At 57.7% G+C, this 14,682-nt stretch carries 11 protein-coding genes and 3 pseudogenes; 5 read left to right on the forward strand and 9 right to left on the reverse strand.

The window, feature by feature from the left end; genetic code table 11:
- Positions 1-37 precede the first annotated feature (37 nt).
- Both J7396_RS19360 and J7396_RS19365 read right to left on the reverse strand, forming a co-directional pair.
- A pseudogene (locus J7396_RS19360) lies at positions 38-752 on the reverse strand (IS5 family transposase); the annotation flags it as partial.
- Positions 753-1,032: 280 nt separating this feature from the next.
- The gene (locus J7396_RS19365) at positions 1,033-1,950 is read right to left on the reverse strand and encodes a hypothetical protein (protein WP_209261940.1); all 918 of its coding nucleotides are present in this window, start codon (positions 1,948-1,950) and stop codon (positions 1,033-1,035) included.
- Positions 1,951-2,108: 158 nt separating this feature from the next.
- On the opposite strand from J7396_RS19365, the gene J7396_RS19370 reads away from it, so the two are divergent.
- Positions 2,109-2,894, forward strand: coding sequence for a hypothetical protein (locus tag J7396_RS19370; RefSeq protein ID WP_209261941.1), 786 nt, complete (start codon positions 2,109-2,111; stop codon positions 2,892-2,894).
- Between the two features lie 49 nt (positions 2,895-2,943).
- Here the strand turns inward: J7396_RS19370 and J7396_RS19375 are convergent.
- Positions 2,944-3,201 (reverse strand): annotated as a pseudogene (locus J7396_RS19375) (radical SAM protein); the annotation flags it as partial.
- 458 nt (positions 3,202-3,659) lie between these two features.
- Between J7396_RS19375 and J7396_RS19380 the strand changes: the two are divergent.
- A complete protein-coding gene (locus J7396_RS19380; RefSeq protein ID WP_209261942.1) occupies positions 3,660-4,094 on the forward strand; it encodes a hypothetical protein in 435 nt (144 codons plus the stop codon).
- On the opposite strand, the gene J7396_RS19385 is transcribed toward J7396_RS19380, so the two are convergent.
- From J7396_RS19385 to J7396_RS19410, 6 genes and pseudogenes are all read right to left on the reverse strand, one after another.
- The gene (locus J7396_RS19385; RefSeq protein ID WP_209261943.1) at positions 4,084-6,132 is read right to left on the reverse strand and encodes a hypothetical protein; all 2,049 of its coding nucleotides are present in this window, start codon (positions 6,130-6,132) and stop codon (positions 4,084-4,086) included. The genes J7396_RS19380 and J7396_RS19385 overlap by 11 nt on opposite strands.
- A 3-nt stretch (positions 6,133-6,135) precedes the next feature.
- Positions 6,136-7,932 (reverse strand): hypothetical protein, encoded by a 1,797-nt coding sequence (locus J7396_RS19390; RefSeq protein ID WP_209261944.1) that lies wholly within the window; start codon positions 7,930-7,932, stop codon positions 6,136-6,138.
- Complete coding sequence (locus tag J7396_RS19395; protein WP_209261945.1) at positions 7,929-9,215, reverse strand: tyrosine-type recombinase/integrase; 1,287 nt, start codon at positions 9,213-9,215, stop codon at positions 7,929-7,931. The genes J7396_RS19390 and J7396_RS19395 overlap by 4 nt, the downstream gene beginning before the upstream one ends.
- Positions 9,216-9,362: 147 nt before the next feature.
- Positions 9,363-9,665: pseudogene (locus J7396_RS19400) on the reverse strand (radical SAM protein); the annotation flags it as partial.
- 207 nt (positions 9,666-9,872) lie between these two features.
- Positions 9,873-10,574 carry a 2OG-Fe(II) oxygenase gene (locus J7396_RS19405; protein ID WP_209261946.1) on the reverse strand — a complete coding sequence of 234 codons (702 nt, stop codon included), beginning with the start codon at positions 10,572-10,574 and terminating at the stop codon, positions 9,873-9,875.
- A 279-nt stretch (positions 10,575-10,853) separates the two neighbouring features.
- Positions 10,854-12,194 carry an outer membrane protein transport protein gene (locus J7396_RS19410; RefSeq protein ID WP_011345782.1) on the reverse strand — a complete coding sequence of 447 codons (1,341 nt, stop codon included), beginning with the start codon at positions 12,192-12,194 and terminating at the stop codon, positions 10,854-10,856.
- Between the two features lie 218 nt (positions 12,195-12,412).
- Between J7396_RS19410 and J7396_RS19415 the strand changes: the two genes are divergently transcribed.
- The 3 genes from J7396_RS19415 (at position 12,413) to J7396_RS19425 (ending at position 14,526) form a co-directional block, all read left to right on the forward strand.
- Positions 12,413-13,105, forward strand: coding sequence for a rhomboid family intramembrane serine protease (locus tag J7396_RS19415; RefSeq protein ID WP_003482177.1), 693 nt, complete (start codon positions 12,413-12,415; stop codon positions 13,103-13,105).
- A gap of 108 nt (positions 13,106-13,213) precedes the next feature.
- Complete coding sequence (locus J7396_RS19420) at positions 13,214-13,534, forward strand: DUF1820 family protein (protein WP_008572943.1); 321 nt, start codon at positions 13,214-13,216, stop codon at positions 13,532-13,534.
- Complete coding sequence (locus tag J7396_RS19425; protein WP_057682033.1) at positions 13,534-14,526, forward strand: D-2-hydroxyacid dehydrogenase family protein; 993 nt, start codon at positions 13,534-13,536, stop codon at positions 14,524-14,526. The genes J7396_RS19420 and J7396_RS19425 overlap by 1 nt, the downstream gene beginning before the upstream one ends.
- Positions 14,527-14,682 lie beyond the last annotated feature (156 nt).

A 14,682-nucleotide genomic window follows, 5' to 3' on the forward strand; every position in this document is an offset into this window, starting at 1 on the left:
GCGAAAGCGAGTACGAAAAAGCGAATGCCGGCTGAAAGAAGAATGCTGCCTCGCAGCGTTGCAGCTCGTCGCGTTTTTCCGCACCGGTATAGCCGCTATCGCCGAACACGCTGTCTTCCTTGCCATGCAGCAACGCGTGCGTCACCGTCACATCGGCCACATTGGCGGCCGTGCAACGGACGTGGTGCACCAGCCCGGAAAATTCACCTACGCCGATGTGCGCCTTCATTCCGAAATACCACTGGTTGCCCTTCTTGGTCTGATGCATCTCCGGGTCGCGCGCATGATCGGCATTCTTGGTCGAGCTGGGCGCAGCGATCAGAGTCGCATCGACGATCGTTCCCGCCCGCAGACTCTGGCCCTTGCGCGCCAGATGCGCGTCGACCGCTTCCAGCATCCGTGCAGCAAGGTCATGGGTCTCCAGCAGGCGCCGAAAGTTGAGATCGTGATCTCGTCGGGAACGTTGTCCAAGCCGCCGAGCTTGGCAAAAGCCGCAGGGTTGGGATCTCGTGCAATGCCTCTTCCATCGCCGGATCGCTCAACGCATACCACTGCTGTAGTAGCTGAATCCGCAACATTGTCGCCAGTGCGTACGGTTGCCGACCGGGCCGCACTGATACCTGATGGTGCGGCTCAATTAAACCAAGCAATTGCTGCCACGGAACGACCCGCTCCATCTCGGCTAGGAAGATCTCGCGACGGGTTCGCTTACGCTTGCCCAAGCCCTCGGCGTCACCGAACGTCAGTTGCATGCGTGCCTCCTCGCTCCGAGCCGGTAGTGTCGCGCTTTTGTGGCCCGTTGTTCAGAGATTCCCTAGAGACCGGAAAGTGAGGCAGCTATACACCTGAAGAGAGTAGACGCGCCGGTAATCCCTCGGCTTTCAGCGGACGCCAAAACGGGACTTCTTCGTCGCTATAGCTTGCTTCGTTGTGAGTCGCTATAGCTTGCTTCGTTGTGATGATGGGGTCCCATGCCGGCGAAGTCTCTACTCTACGATGGCTCAGTTTTGTGTGGAGGGCCAAGATCTCGATCTACGCCTGCGAGGGAATGACGACTGGCATACCCAACACCGGGTTGATGTCCGTCTCGCACTCGAACCCTAACCAGTTTTTCGCAGGGTCCCCGTAGGCGTCCTGCATAGCTCCGAACAGGCCCAGCCGGCCCTGCTCCATGAGTCCGAACTGTAGAGTCCCGCCCACGGTATCGTGCAGACCGGCTAGAATGCGGGCCGCCAGCGCGATCCGGGGCTCTGCAACCAGACCGGTGCTTGGGGATGCTTTGAGGCTCTCTATGTCAGTCCTCAACGTGGCCGTCTGGTCCCCGATCACAACGTACTCTCCGTCGAGCAAGTTCACTCTCTCCGCCACCTGACGATAGCCAAGCGAATCGACTTTCGGATGGATCCAATAGCAATCCAATGACCCTCTATTGAGCTTGTCCGCGTAGGCTTGCCTCTGTTGCTGAGTAAGATTCTCATCCCAGCTACCTTTAGCAGGAAGGTCCTCGCTCTGCGCGGGCGGAACAGCAAAGATCACGAACTCGCAGAATGGCGGGTTGTTGTTTCCCTGCCCAACCATGGCTTCCCTGGTATATCTCTCAGATATCATGCGGACCAGCTCAGCGATCCGGTGGAAAGAGGGTGCGTAGATGCGGCGGCTCGCTTTCGTCTGAGGATGCAAGTTCTTGAGCATCATGGATGCCGTTGCATGTGTCATGAGCGCCGGCGTCACGGCTCCTGCATACGCCATGCCTACCTCATAACCAATCATCGGTCCGCTCGCGATTGTGTACTTCGTTTGGCCCCAGGCGCCAACGTGCATCTTCATGATCTTCATTGCCTGATTAGTTACTCGTCTAACCGGATTAGTACCAGTGGCTGTGATCAGGGAGTCTGCGATTGCCCAGACTTTCTCTGTTCCGGCTTCAAGCCAAACGACTGCATTGGTCATCGTGGTATTCCCTTTAGGAGGTGTTATGACTTAATGGGCTCACACGAAAATTTGCTGTGCGCGTACATCAATCACTTCTCATTAACGAAATAGTACGGTGGCTGATGGAAGATCGATAGAATTAGTATTTGACACCATCATAAAGGGGCAGTTGATCAATGCAGAAGGGAACTCCAACGGATCTCTGCCGCCTGTGCGGGCTTCATCCGACCGCCGAGAAAAGTCACATCATCCCAGCCTTTGTGGGAAGGCGTGCCAAGGCGGCCGGCAAGAATCGCCTGGTCACGCTGAGGGGTCGGCGTGTTTTCGCACAGGACACGCTCAAGCTTCCCTTCCTCTGCGAGTCCTGCGAGGATCTTTTTGGGGATCTTGAAGGCCCCTTTTCTAGGACGTGGTTTAGTTCGTATCCCAACGTCCCCGGCTCTTCGCCTGACGCATCCACCGTGAGGTTCTATTTGTCCGTGGCTTGGCGGGTACTTCGGTATCTGCTCGAGAAAAATAAGATCCCGCACCTTTACGTTGAGGATGCGCGGAGTACTGAGCATTTCATGCGCACCTACCTGAACTCAGCTGACATGCACCCACCGGAGTTCAATAGCTATATTTTTTTTGCATCTGATTTTGACGGACTCCCGGAGGCCCCACCGCAAGAGTTGCTTTGCCTCGCAGCCGGATTTGGAATGGTTCTGTTCGAAGAGGGCGATGCACACTTCTTTTCAAGCAAGATGCCTGCAATTGTGTCGCTGATCGGTCCCTTCATCCACGTTCTGGAGCTGCAAACAGCAGCCGCCCACGAAGATCGGAATTGGGGCGACTGGAGCAATTTCCGATTGATCGCGGGAAAGCAGGCCCCTCGCGGCACTCCTCCGTTTCAGCTTACGCGCTGGCTTGCCAAGCTCTTGGGCATTCATCGCGACGACTTCCTGGACGATCAGCTTTCTTGATAGATCGCTGCCGAAACCGGCGATGAGATGCCACTCACTGGGGCTCTTTGCGAAGGAGTTCTGCCGCGTTACGTTTCGCGAAGACCTTCGTCTCGAAGTCCAAGCCAGGGGAGAGATCCAGAAACGCGTGGGACGGACGGGCGAAGCAGTAAACGCATCCGTGCTCACAGCCCATAGAGGGATTGCCGGACTGAGAGAAACCAATGTCTGAGGAATCGTTGCGGCTGATGATGGTTTTGGCCCGTTCTTATGCCACAGACGTTTGCGGACGCCCGGCGTGGTCTTCGTAGAAAGAACCCCAGCCGTCAGCTGGCTTGCACGTCCAGCGGCACTTCGATCTGGCGTCGCTGGCGGGTCGACAAGGTGTCGTGATCCAGCCGTCCTGCGATCAGGCGCACATGTGTGATTGCATCCACTCCTAACGTAACGACGGGGGAGAAGCGCCCGGCCACGTGAGAAGCCGAGCCCTGCCTTTGATGGGAGCCCTGGGTGTCAAGGCATCCGTCCTTTCACCATCCCAAATTACAACGCGCCCCCTGCATTTGTTAGCATTAATACTAACGCTTTAAAGGGTCACGTTCACACCCTAATCCGAGCTTTTTTGCACAGGGGACATGCGCACCGGTCCGCCAGGCCCGGGGGGCGTCGCTAACTTCTATCTGCGCACAGGCAAACTCGAATATCTTGGCGGGTAGCCGACGTGCGGCCGGCTGGCGAACCGGCCGATAAGATTTGTCGGGAGCGTCTCTGCAAGGCGGAATGGTCATGAAAGATACAACCAAACAACAACTGGAAGATGCCCTGAAGAGACTACGCGATGGTGAACCGAATCACCCAAAGCTTCGCGCAAGTCTAGATTCGAAGCTTGGTGCCGGTAAAACCTATAACTTAGTCTCCATCGCCAATGTCGCCCTAGAAGCGGGTGTAAGTCGCACTCTTATTGGTTACGACGGCTGTCAGTACCCTGCGATCCGAATGGCAGTTCTGAAGGCGAAAAAGGCAGCTCCGAGTTCATCAACCATCAAGGCGCTGCGTCAGGAAATCGCCGAGCTAAAGAAACTTAAAGCGGAATTGGTTACGGTGATCGCCTCCCAACGTGCTGAGCTAGATCGAGCTCAGAAATCGCTGATCGAGCTTGGCGCCGATCCCATTGTGCGCAGCATGCAAAGGAACTTCAGAAACAAGCGCACTAAGGAGTAAGGGCAGCAAGGATCGCATCGCATTGCTTCCTACGCCGTGTGGCGATTGCCAGGCTCGCCTTGTCTCCAGACGCATGTGCCCGCTTGATCAACACTTGGTTCTCATCGCGTCGATTACGCCAAAAATTCTCGTGTTCAGGACCGATGGCAAGGCAACTGCAACCTACACATAACTCCAGATGGGCAACTTTGAGATTGGGCTTGGTCGCTGCGAATGTAGAGGTGCCCGCACGCTGATTGCACAAACTTTTTGAAGGAAGCTGTGACGCCCAGCAGCGGCCATAAGGTGTGTTCCACAATGACACTTCATTCTCGTTAACGTAGCGGGCAGCGGTGTCGTCGTCCGACAAGCTTTCGCTACTCAGTTCCAGGCTCAGTGCCTTGCGTACCGCACTTACAACCGTAGAGAATCCGCCAGCCATTGGGACAGATGAGAAGGTTATAGAGCGAAGAACGTGTACCGCTGACATCGCCTGAGCATCCGAACAAGCTGAAACGAGCGTCGGGTCATTTCCTATGTAGTATCGGCACGTGATCGCATCGTTCACATGTTTATAATGCTCGCTAAGCGGTTTGAGCATATTGGGATTAGTTCGAAAAACGAATGTCGCAAAAGTTGGTCGCCATTGATGAGGTCTAATTCGCCCTTTCTTGTAGACCTCATGCTCCTGTTCAGAGAGCATACTAAAGTCTACCCAGTTCAGAAGAAACTCCCGCTGCAATCTTGCGAGATAACCACTGCTCATGGACGTGACTGAAGCGGCGGTTGTGGGAAGCCCACCTTTAGTTCTTAGAGTGACAAGGAGTTCGGATTGACCACCGAGGTCGCGAAACTCTTTAAGAAGCTCGTTGAGCGCCAAAACAGCGCGCACTGTAGGAGGCTTGTAGTCAGCACCAACCGGCCTTGCACCAATTAGCCAATCTGCCTGTCTAGGCCTCCCACGCTTGGCAGTCGTGGCTTCCACATAAAACATCTCTAGTAATCCATCGGGAGTGACTGAGCTATGCAAACACGCCGGCCAACCATTGGTTCGAGTGGCTTTTGCGCGTAAGCTGAGTAGCTCGTGGGCTCTCAAACCTGTTCCCGCTTGCAGCACGATTGAGCAGGCTGCAACACACGTGACAATTAAATAACGAAGTACGAGAAGCGGCTTGTCGAGGACGAGATGATCGCCTTCGGAATTCCGCCTGGTAGCCTTTTCACCAAGTAACAGTGATTCCCCGCCATTAGGCATCGGTATCTGCATTTCCTTTGCGAACGCGTTGACCTGAGCGTACAACTCTAGACGATCAGCAACGCTAATCTCGTCCCAATCCTTTTTAAAACCCCTGATGCTAAGAAGCTTTCCTACTGCAACGCGTAGTGCTTCCACAGAGTGGTCCATCACGCGTGACGCCGCATTTAGTATCGGTATCGCAACCTCATCAGGAATTGCAGGTATGGTTTTACTTCCTCGTTTGAGTCCTAAGTCTTTGTTCACTACTTCGTAAGGCGACTTATCATCGTAAGGCGCAAGTTTGAGAGTCCTTGCACCTAGGCTGGACATTGCTAAGCGCTGCCTATGGATCAGAGTTAGAACATTGACAGATGGAATAACGCCAGCGTGGGTAGGCTTTCGTGAGGCGCCCCATCGTTCTGCATCCCTTGTTCCTGCTTCGTGCACTATAACTGCGTACTCAGCAAAGGCCCATGAGTCTCCTGTGTCCAAATCGTCGAGATCCTTTATGCCCTCATCAATCATGAAGCTCGCGAGATCTCTTACTCCAATAAGGACCCTTTGTAGCCCGCCCGCAGTTGTAGCTGCAGATGCCTGCGGCATGTAAACCAGCGTCCATACGAAGCATTTAAGAGAGAAGAGAAGATCCTGATGTTCAGGCGCGAAAAGCGACTCCCCATTTATAAGAGGCCTGTCCCATCTCATCACCGCGTTCTTTTTTACTTGACCAGGAGTTTCATTGGGAAGCATCCAGACGCGAGCGTTAAAATCTGCACCTGCGAAAGTAAGTCGGCTCAGCTTTTTGCTTTCACGTGTTGGCATATTCTATTCCAACGGCGGTATGGGGTTGAGGACTAATTGTTCCAGTCGCTTCGCATTTGCTTTCTTAAGCGTGGATGCGAGAGCTGAGCCAAGGCGGTCGTATGCACTTCCATACCGCTCTCTGAAACGCTGCGTGCCAAGAGTGCGGAGCGCCTCACCGTACCTCTCGAAAATTTGAATTCTGCGCCCGATGGAAACGTCGTCATTCATTTCGACGGCAAGAGGACACGCCGGACACAAGCCATAGCCAGTGCACATGCGCCCATTAATTTGACCCGGCATTGGGCTTTGAAATGGATCCAGACATTGGTAGCCGGGTGACGCCGCAGATCGATCGCCGAAGTGACTGCGTGAGTCAACTTTCGTATTGCTATCGTGGTATCGAAACTGTAAAGCCATGGCTCCAGCTAACGCTTCCTCGTCATTTCTGCGAGTTACTTTAGAACGGTAGTTATTGTGTGTGACCGAGACCGTGCTGTGTCCAAGGAGAACACGGACCTTGTCCGTATCCCCAAGTATTTCATCGAGGTACTCGGCCCCCGCTAACCGAAGGGCGCTTGAGCCTGCGGCCTTGAGTCCTTGCTCCTTGAAGAACCTTGACTTCCTCTCGGCTGAAAGATTGTAGGTCCCACGGAGCGGTTGTCCCAGTGAGCGGATTGCGCCGATCCTTCGAGTCTTGAACTTGCACGCGTACAGAAATAGATCGTCACGTACTCGTTGCGGGGCGTGCGCCCGAAGATGTTTGGTCCATCGTTCAACGAAGTCGATAACGTTGCAGGGATTGAACAACTCGTCGCCTTTAAAAAAAGAGCGATGGACCATGCCTTTCCCGCGAAACTTTATGCTCGATAGTTTGTACTTGTTTGAAAATATTCCTGAACATCTGTCGATGTTTGAAATACGCAAGCAGCACATTGGCTGTTCGTTCCAATGCGTGAAGCACTGAAGGATGATGAAGGCAGGCATCAGGTCATTGACGCTTGGGCCGATCAGTTTTGCGACACGCAGGTAACCCATCTCTTCCAAGCGGAGAAAGAAATCAGGTTCGTGATGCTTAAGCCATTTACGTTCCGGAAGTATGCCTCCGTACTTGACTATCGCTTGAGCGCACAGTCCCTCAAGAGTGTTTGAAATAACTGAACTAATTTTGATGAGGGAAAGGTTGTGATCTATCTGTGTAAGCGAGGCATCCAACTCTCTAAAATTTTGTTCATGCGCATTTATCGCGGCGGTCATCAACCTCAAAAAATGCTCTTGTGATATTGCTTCCTTCTCTTTCCCCTCATTTCTGTGTGGATTGTCTCCAGGCCACGGATTAATTGGAATATCATGCTGGACGCCGAGCTTTGATAGCTTTGGAGAAAGCCGTGAGATCAACTTACGTAGGGCACTCAGCTTGTGCATCCTATCGGAATAGCCCCAAACGCATTTTTGTCCATCTCTTCTTTTTCTTAGCCATTGTGTAAAATCTTGAAAAGTTGCTTGATCAAGGCTACGTAGCTCGGTATGAGGAGAGGTTTCGTTCAGGTATTGAATAATTCCGTAGCGAAGCGATCGGTGCGTTCCGTTCCGAGTTGTTGCTCTTTCTGATGCAAGGATGGCAAGTGTTGCATCAATGAGATCTTCGGCGATTTGAGAGAGACCTGCCCATCCGGAAAAGTCGTAAAGCTTGATATCTTCATCGAGTGGCCCTTCGCACTGAAAGTGCAGTAATCCTTTTTTCTCAACTCGAGAGAAACGCAATTGAGTAGGACCGAATGAATTCTGGCCGGACTCCGTTCGAAATCGCGTACGTTTCATGTTGTGTACCCATCCAGTGCATTCATTAGATGGCGTTGATCCTTCTCGGACAACTCCTCTTCTAGAAGCAGGCTCGCGTTTAGATATATTTGTTCTGTGGTAGATCTGTTTGCATGTCCAAGAAGCGCCTGAACTTTCTTTGCCGGGTCGGGATTTCCCGCACGCGCTTCCAGGATGAAGTGCCACAAAGCAAAAGAATGTCTACAAGCGTGCGGGGACGGGATACTGTTGTTTCCGGTTTTTGCAACTGCACTTGTTGCGGCGCGCCTCATTATCTTTCTGAAGTTATTTGCTGTTAGCGGTTGACCACGAGAATAACGAGCAACCACATGATTGACGAAGACTTGGTTATGCTGTGCCTTTCCTTCCGAAGCGAGTACGGCGTCGGCACGCTCGGTAGAAATATAGATGCTTAGTTCTGCCAATAGCCAAATAGGGACAATGAGTTTTCGATGCGTTCCTCCTTTTCCCATTACTTGTATGTGGCAAGCTGCAAGAGAATTTTCCTTACCGACTTTTTGAAATGGCAAATCGCTAATCTTGATTGATAGCGCCTCTGAGATCCGGGCACCGGTATTTAGCAAGAAGGCAAACAAGAGGCGATCCCGAGTCAGGACTTGCGTTTTTTCACTAGGCATCTGGCCAAGATTTTTGCTAATTGCCTCTACAAGGTCCGTAGCAATATGTTTCACCAGCGCATCCGTTGCAGGTGTCTTTGGCACTTGAACGTCCGGCGCTATGACACGCTTTTCGATTCCTCGTTGCAGGACCTTTGCGATCTTGAAGCGATTCTTCAAACGCCCGTTATTCTGCAGATAATGGAAGAGCCGCTTTGCAGTCGAGACCCGCTTGATGACCGTCCGATCTGCGTAATTCAGAGATGTCTGCGGACTCACTACGTACAACATGCTATCGGCATACTGCTGGAGCAGTTCGTCCGAAAACTCTGCAAGAGTTGTGCTGATTTCGTTGGCGAAGAGCAGGAGGTCAACCAAGTCTTCAGCGTTAGCCTTACTTGTATTGGACTGGTGGCGAAGTTTTGGCCTACCCAGCAGGCTAACGTTCTCCGAAATCAAGAAGTCATAGACGTCGGGGATAGGGACTGACGTACGTCTATCGACAACGAAGTAGAAGCCCGCGGGAAGCGCGGCGGTAGACCCCAGCAAGTGACGCGCCTGCCCACGGGCAGGCAGAACAACCGTTTGGGCGATCTGAGGCTGGTAGATATCCAAGACTGCTTCTCCCGGGGGCCGGAACGAAGAAATCACGGCCTTGGGGATCATGCAATCTAGCGAGCAGCCAACATCGGGCTAAGTTGAACACTGTCTACCAAGGCTTCGGGACCTAGCTTAGTTCGTTCAGTGTTCCATCTCAACGAAAGCGTTGCTAACCAACGTTTAACGCAGCCCTACGTTGTGAACAATCTACCAAAACACCATACCGTGCTCACATCCCCGGTACGGGTTCACCGACTGCGAGAAGCCGATGTCGGGCGAGTTGTTGCGGCTGATGATGCTGCGCGCGATTTCCTCGGCCACCACGGTCTTGGGACGCATGGCGGCCTCGCCGTCGGCATCGAGCGCGCCCCAGCCATCGTCTATCTCGACGGCGGTGGTGACCGCGAAGCGGCCGGGCACGTAGGCGGTGGTGCCGCGCCCCTTGATGACCGTACGCGAGCTGCGGACATCGCGCTCAGCTGCCGCGCTCGTGCCGGGGAAAGAGTTCTTCTGCATGCCGTTAGTATTCTTACTAACGAAGCCTGGTGCAAGCAACGTGTACCGGTCCGAGGAGCGAGCACAACCGCTACGACGCGGTGCAGGGCGCAGTCGCAGCGGGGGAATGGAGAATCGGGAAACGGGAAACGGAAACGGGAAAGCAACAGCAACAGCAACAGCAGAAAGCGCCGCCGTTGCGATTCCCCATTCCCTATTCCCGATTCCCTAATCCCCGCCGTAAAGCGCCTGCGCCGACTGAAACAGAATCCAGCTGGTGGCAATGAACTTGTCGCCGCCGAGCGGGCGGTTGCCGCGGTGGGTGTGGGTGAAGGCGGTGGGAGCGATCAGCAGGCTGCCGGTGCGTGGGCGCGCCTTGCGTTGCTGGAACAGGAATTCGGTTTCGCCCTGCTCGAATTCCTCGTTGAGATACAGCGTCCACAGCAGATGGCGATGCAGCGTGTCGGCATTGGCATCGCGCGGATACAGCTCGCAATGCCAGTACGGGTAGCCGCCCTGGTCGGCGGTATACCACTGCAGATTGATCGCACCCGGGCGCAGGCAGGTACGTGCCAGATCGCCCAGCGCCTGGTCGCTCATCTGCACGATATCCTCGGCCACCAGGCGATGCGCTGTGCCATCGGCGGTGGTGACCTGCAGCATCAGCGGTGAAATCAACGCCTGCGGATACTGCCGCAGATACGTGAGCACGCCATCGAACACGGCCTGTTGCAGGCGGTTTTCCACTTCCGCCCATTCGGCCATCCCACTGATGCGCAGGTCGCGGCTGTGTTTGAGGTCGGGAAAGACGCCGCCACCGATGCGGCCGGGATGCAGCTGCTGGCTCTGGCGCATGCGGTGCACGATGGCCACGCACTCCTCGCGCGCGATGGCGTTGTCGGTGATCTGGATGAAGTCGGGTTGGCTCATGCGCCTGACCATAGCAATCCGGCGCGCCGGCTGCAGCGTTCGACAGGCGGTGCGTGCCGGGGGATCAGCACGCGAGGTTGTCGGGATCACCCGTGCGTGGCCAGGTGGCGCCACCGCACACGGTGGGCAAGCGCGGTGCCGAGGCGATGTGTCCTGCCTGCTTTGCTTGTTGCTTGTTGCTTGTTGCTGGTTGCCCGTGTCGTGGCTGGAGCATGCAAGGCGCCAAAGAAAAACCCCGCCGAAGCGGGGTTTTTCGTCACGCAACGCGTGCTGCGGCGATCAGAACTTGTAGTTGATCGAAGCGGCCAGCACGTCGCCCTTCACGTCGTAGCTGCCGGCCAGACGGTCGCCGGTGGCGCTGCGGGTGTCGCTGGTCGGGTCGCTGGTGAACAGGTGGGTGTAGCCGAAGTTGTACTCGGTCTGCGCCGACGGACGCCAGCTCATACCCAGCGAAACCCACTTGCGGCTCGCGTCCGGCACGCGCACGTCGCGGTGTTCGGCCGTGGTCGGGGTCTGGTCGTACGCCAGGCCGCCGCGCAGGGTCACCGTGTCGCTCATGCGGTAGTCGGCACCGATCGAGGCGAAGGTGGTGTCGCGGTAGGAGAAGTCCAGCACGCTATCGGGCTGGTTGGAGGCGAAGTCCACGGTGACCTGGTCGAACTTGCTCCAGGCGGTGCGGGTGACGTCGGCCATGATCGACCACTGCTCGTTCACGTTATGCGTGAAGCTGGCGGTGGCGCTGGCCGGCAGCTTGACGGTGGCGCGGCCCTTGGTGTCGACGAAGGTACCCGGCGCGGCTACGCCCAGCACGGCGGCAGCACTGCCCGGCACGGTGAAGTCGGCGGTGCCGTCGGTGATCTTGTGTTCCACCTGCGAGCGGTAGCTGAAGCCGATGTGGGTGTTCTCGTCGATGCTGAACAAGCCGCCCAGGGTGAAGCCCACTTCGGTGCTGTCGCCCTTGATGCGCGAGTAGCCATCGGCGCTGCCCGGCGCGAAGCCCGGCACGCGGCGCGCAGCCAGCACGCTGCCGAAATCCACGGCGTTGGCCAGGTCGATATCCAGACGCTCGGCGAACACCGAGGCACCGAAGGACACGTACGGGTTCACGTCATAGGAGAACGCGACGTTGAAGTCGATCGCCTGCAGCTCGGTCTTGGTGCCGTGGTAGCGGCCGACCCAGTCGCGGTCGTATTCGGTCTTGAAGCCGAACGGCACGGTCAGCGAGGTGCCCAGGTGCATGTTGTCGTTCTCGCCGAACGGCACGTGGAAGTACATCGCCGGGACCGGCGCGATCATGCCGGCGTCGCCGCCGTTGCCGCCGGAGACCGGAGCGCCGTTGGCGTAGGCCGCGGTGTCGGGCTGGAACTTGGCCGAGAAGCTGATGGCGCTGACGTCGGCCTGGAACAGGCGACCGTCCAGCTGGCGCATGCCTGCCGGGTTGTTGGCGATGATGGAGGCATCATCCGGGGCGCTGCCCGAACCTGCGAATGCGCGGCCAAGGCCCTTGGCGCTGTTTTCCTTCAGCTGGAACGCGGCGCCGTGCGCCTGACCAACGGCCAGCACGCCAGCGATACCGACGGCCAACAGGGTGGCGCGGCTGAGAGTGGAAGCGGTAGACATAAGTTGTAGCTCTCCGGATAAGGACTGCAATGGTCGGTTCAGCGCCCGCGTCCAGCACCAATCCAGTGCCCGGAGCGCGCCGGAGACCCCCCCCCGACATACGACGCCGTACGCAGTATACCCATGACGATTAACCGAACAATAACGAGGCGCGCGCTGAACGTGCCGTCAGGTTAGGGCTGGGTTCAGCAGCGTGGACCGGCTATTGTCGCCGTCCGATGTTCGTCTCTCTTCCTTCCCGCAAGAAACCCACCCCGCGCTGGGCAGTGCCGTTGCTGTTCGCCACGGTGTGGCTGGCGTATCTGTGGTCGATCAGCCGGCCGGGCGAGGCGCGCAATACGTTGTGGCTGGACTGGGGCGCGCTCTCCAGCGGGGTCTCCAATCTGGGCGACTGGTGGGCCACCTTGCGCGACGGCAGCGTGCTGCGCCTGTTCACGGCGCTGTTCCTGCACGCGGACTGGTCGCATCTGCTCGGCAACCTGGTGTTCCTGCTGATCTTCGGGCTGCCGGCCGAACGCATCCTGGGCCCGTGGCGGTTGTTGCTGCTGTTTCTGGTCGGCGGCGCGGCCTCCAACCTGGCGGCGATCTTTGCCATCGGCACGCCGGACCGGGTGATCATCGGCGCCTCGGGTGCGGTGTCGGCGTTGATCGGCACGTACCTGGCGCTGTTTCCGGGCGCCAAGCTGGGCGTGGTGCTGCCGCTGGGCGTGTTTCTGGAATTCATTCGTGTGCCGGCGCCGCTGTTGATCGGCGCCTGGGCACTGCTGCAGGTGGTGTTCGCCTATATCGGCCCGGCGTTCGGCATGGTGGCGTGGTCGGCACACATCGCCGGCTTCGTGTTCGGCATCGTGTACGGCCTGTACGTGCGCGCGGCAATCGCGCGGCGGCTGCGCAAGCGCCACGGTTTCTGAGCCGCGCAGCATCCGGGCTGTAGCGGCAGGCCGCACCCCATGCGTGGCCGAGGTACCGGCACGATGCCGCGCACGTCGCTGTCCAGGCGCGCGCCTATAATCGTGTGCATGTCCAAGTCTCTGTACAAAGTCACCTTCCTCAATCACGGCAAGGTGTACGAGCTCTACGCGCGTGAGGTCACCGGCAGCCATCTGTGGGGCTTCAACCAGATCGGCGAGCTAGTGTTCGACGTGCACGACGGGCTGGTGGTGGACCCCACCGAAGAACGCCTGCGCGAGGAATTCGGCAATACCAAGACCTTGCACCTGCCGATGCAGAGCATCGTGCGGATCGAAGAAGTGGAGAAAAAAGGCCAGTCGGTGATTCGCGATGCCACCACCGGCGACAAGGTGGTCACCCCGTTCCCCTCGCCGATCAAGCCACGCTGATGCGCATTGTGGTGCCCGACGACTACCAGGGCGCCGTCGCTCAGCTGCCCTGCCTGCAGCAGATGCAGGGCCACCCGGTGCAGGTGCTCGGCGCGTTGGACGCGGAGCTCGACGCGCGTGCCGCATCTCTGGCCGACGCCGACGCATTGGTATTGATCCGCGAACGCACGCGCGTGGATGCGGCGCTGCTGCAACGGCTGCCGCGGTTGAAACTGATCAGCCAGACCGGGCGCGTTGGCGCGCATGTGGATGTGGCGGCGTGCACCGCATCGGGTGTGGCGGTGGCCGAAGGCGTCGGCTCGCCGGTGGCGCCGGCCGAGCTGACCTGGGCGCTGATCCTGTCGGCCAGCCGTCGGCTGACCGACTACCAGCATGCATTGCAGCAGGGACGCTGGCAGGCGCTTGGCGATCCCGGCCTGGGCCGCGTGCTGCATGGGCGCACGCTGGGGATTTGGAGTTATGGGCGGATTGGCCAACGCGTGGCCAGCTTCGGGCGCGCGTTCGGCATGCAGGTGCTGGTGTGGGGCGGGGCGGCATCCTGTGCGCAGGCAGCGCGCGATGGGTTCGCGGTTGCGGGCAGCCGCGAGGAACTGTTCGAACGCAGCGACGTGCTGTCGCTGCATCGGCGCCTGACTGCGCAGACACGTCATGACATCACCGCACAGGATCTGGCGCGCATGCGCGCCGACGCGTTGCTGGTCAACACCAGCCGTGCCGAGTTGATCGCCCCTGGCGCCCTGCTCGCTGCGTTGGACGCGGGCCGGCCGGCGCAGGCCGCGCTGGATGTGTTCGAGCACGAGCCGGTGCTGGACCCGCGCGATCCGCTGCTGCGGCATGCGCGCGTGCTGGCGACACCGCATCTGGGGTACGTGGAGCGCGACAGCTACGCGCTGTATTTCGCCGCGGCGTTCGATAACGTGCTGGCGTTCGCGGCGGGCACACCGCGCAACCTGGTCAATCCTGAGGTGTTGGCAACAACCCAGCGGGTGTGATTCCCCGCTGGGTGAGCGCGGCCCGGAAGCAGCCGACCAGCCGCGCGCGCTGCTGCCAGGTGAGCGGCGATTGATGTTGGGTGCCGCATGCACCACTCCCACACCAATCCTCTGCGAGACGACCAAACCCGCCTGACGACGGGCCACGACGTTGCA

The sequence above is a fragment of the Xanthomonas sp. A1809 genome (genome assembly GCF_017746015.1).
Taxonomy (GTDB): Bacteria; Pseudomonadota; Gammaproteobacteria; order Xanthomonadales; family Xanthomonadaceae; genus Xanthomonas; species Xanthomonas euvesicatoria.

Excerpts from the sequence above, each read along its gene's own strand:
- J7396_RS19385 (WP_209261943.1), bottom strand. The coding sequence starts at position 6,132 with ATGCCAACACGTGAAAGCAAAAAGCTGAGCCGACTTACTTTCGCAGGT.
- J7396_RS19415 (WP_003482177.1), top strand. The coding sequence starts at position 12,413 with ATGTTCGTCTCTCTTCCTTCCCGCAAGAAACCCACCCCGCGCTGGGCA.
- J7396_RS19425 (WP_057682033.1), top strand. The coding sequence starts at position 13,534 with ATGCGCATTGTGGTGCCCGACGACTACCAGGGCGCCGTCGCTCAGCTG.
- J7396_RS19390 (WP_209261944.1), bottom strand. The coding sequence starts at position 7,932 with ATGAAACGTACGCGATTTCGAACGGAGTCCGGCCAGAATTCATTCGGT.
- J7396_RS19405 (WP_209261946.1), bottom strand. The coding sequence starts at position 10,574 with ATGAGCCAACCCGACTTCATCCAGATCACCGACAACGCCATCGCGCGC.
- J7396_RS19410 (WP_011345782.1), bottom strand. The coding sequence starts at position 12,194 with ATGTCTACCGCTTCCACTCTCAGCCGCGCCACCCTGTTGGCCGTCGGT.
- J7396_RS19395 (WP_209261945.1), bottom strand. The coding sequence starts at position 9,215 with ATGATCCCCAAGGCCGTGATTTCTTCGTTCCGGCCCCCGGGAGAAGCA.
- J7396_RS19365 (WP_209261940.1), bottom strand. The coding sequence starts at position 1,950 with ATGACCAATGCAGTCGTTTGGCTTGAAGCCGGAACAGAGAAAGTCTGG.
- J7396_RS19380 (WP_209261942.1), top strand. The coding sequence starts at position 3,660 with ATGAAAGATACAACCAAACAACAACTGGAAGATGCCCTGAAGAGACTA.
- J7396_RS19370 (WP_209261941.1), top strand. The coding sequence starts at position 2,109 with ATGCAGAAGGGAACTCCAACGGATCTCTGCCGCCTGTGCGGGCTTCAT.
- J7396_RS19420 (WP_008572943.1), top strand. The coding sequence starts at position 13,214 with ATGTCCAAGTCTCTGTACAAAGTCACCTTCCTCAATCACGGCAAGGTG.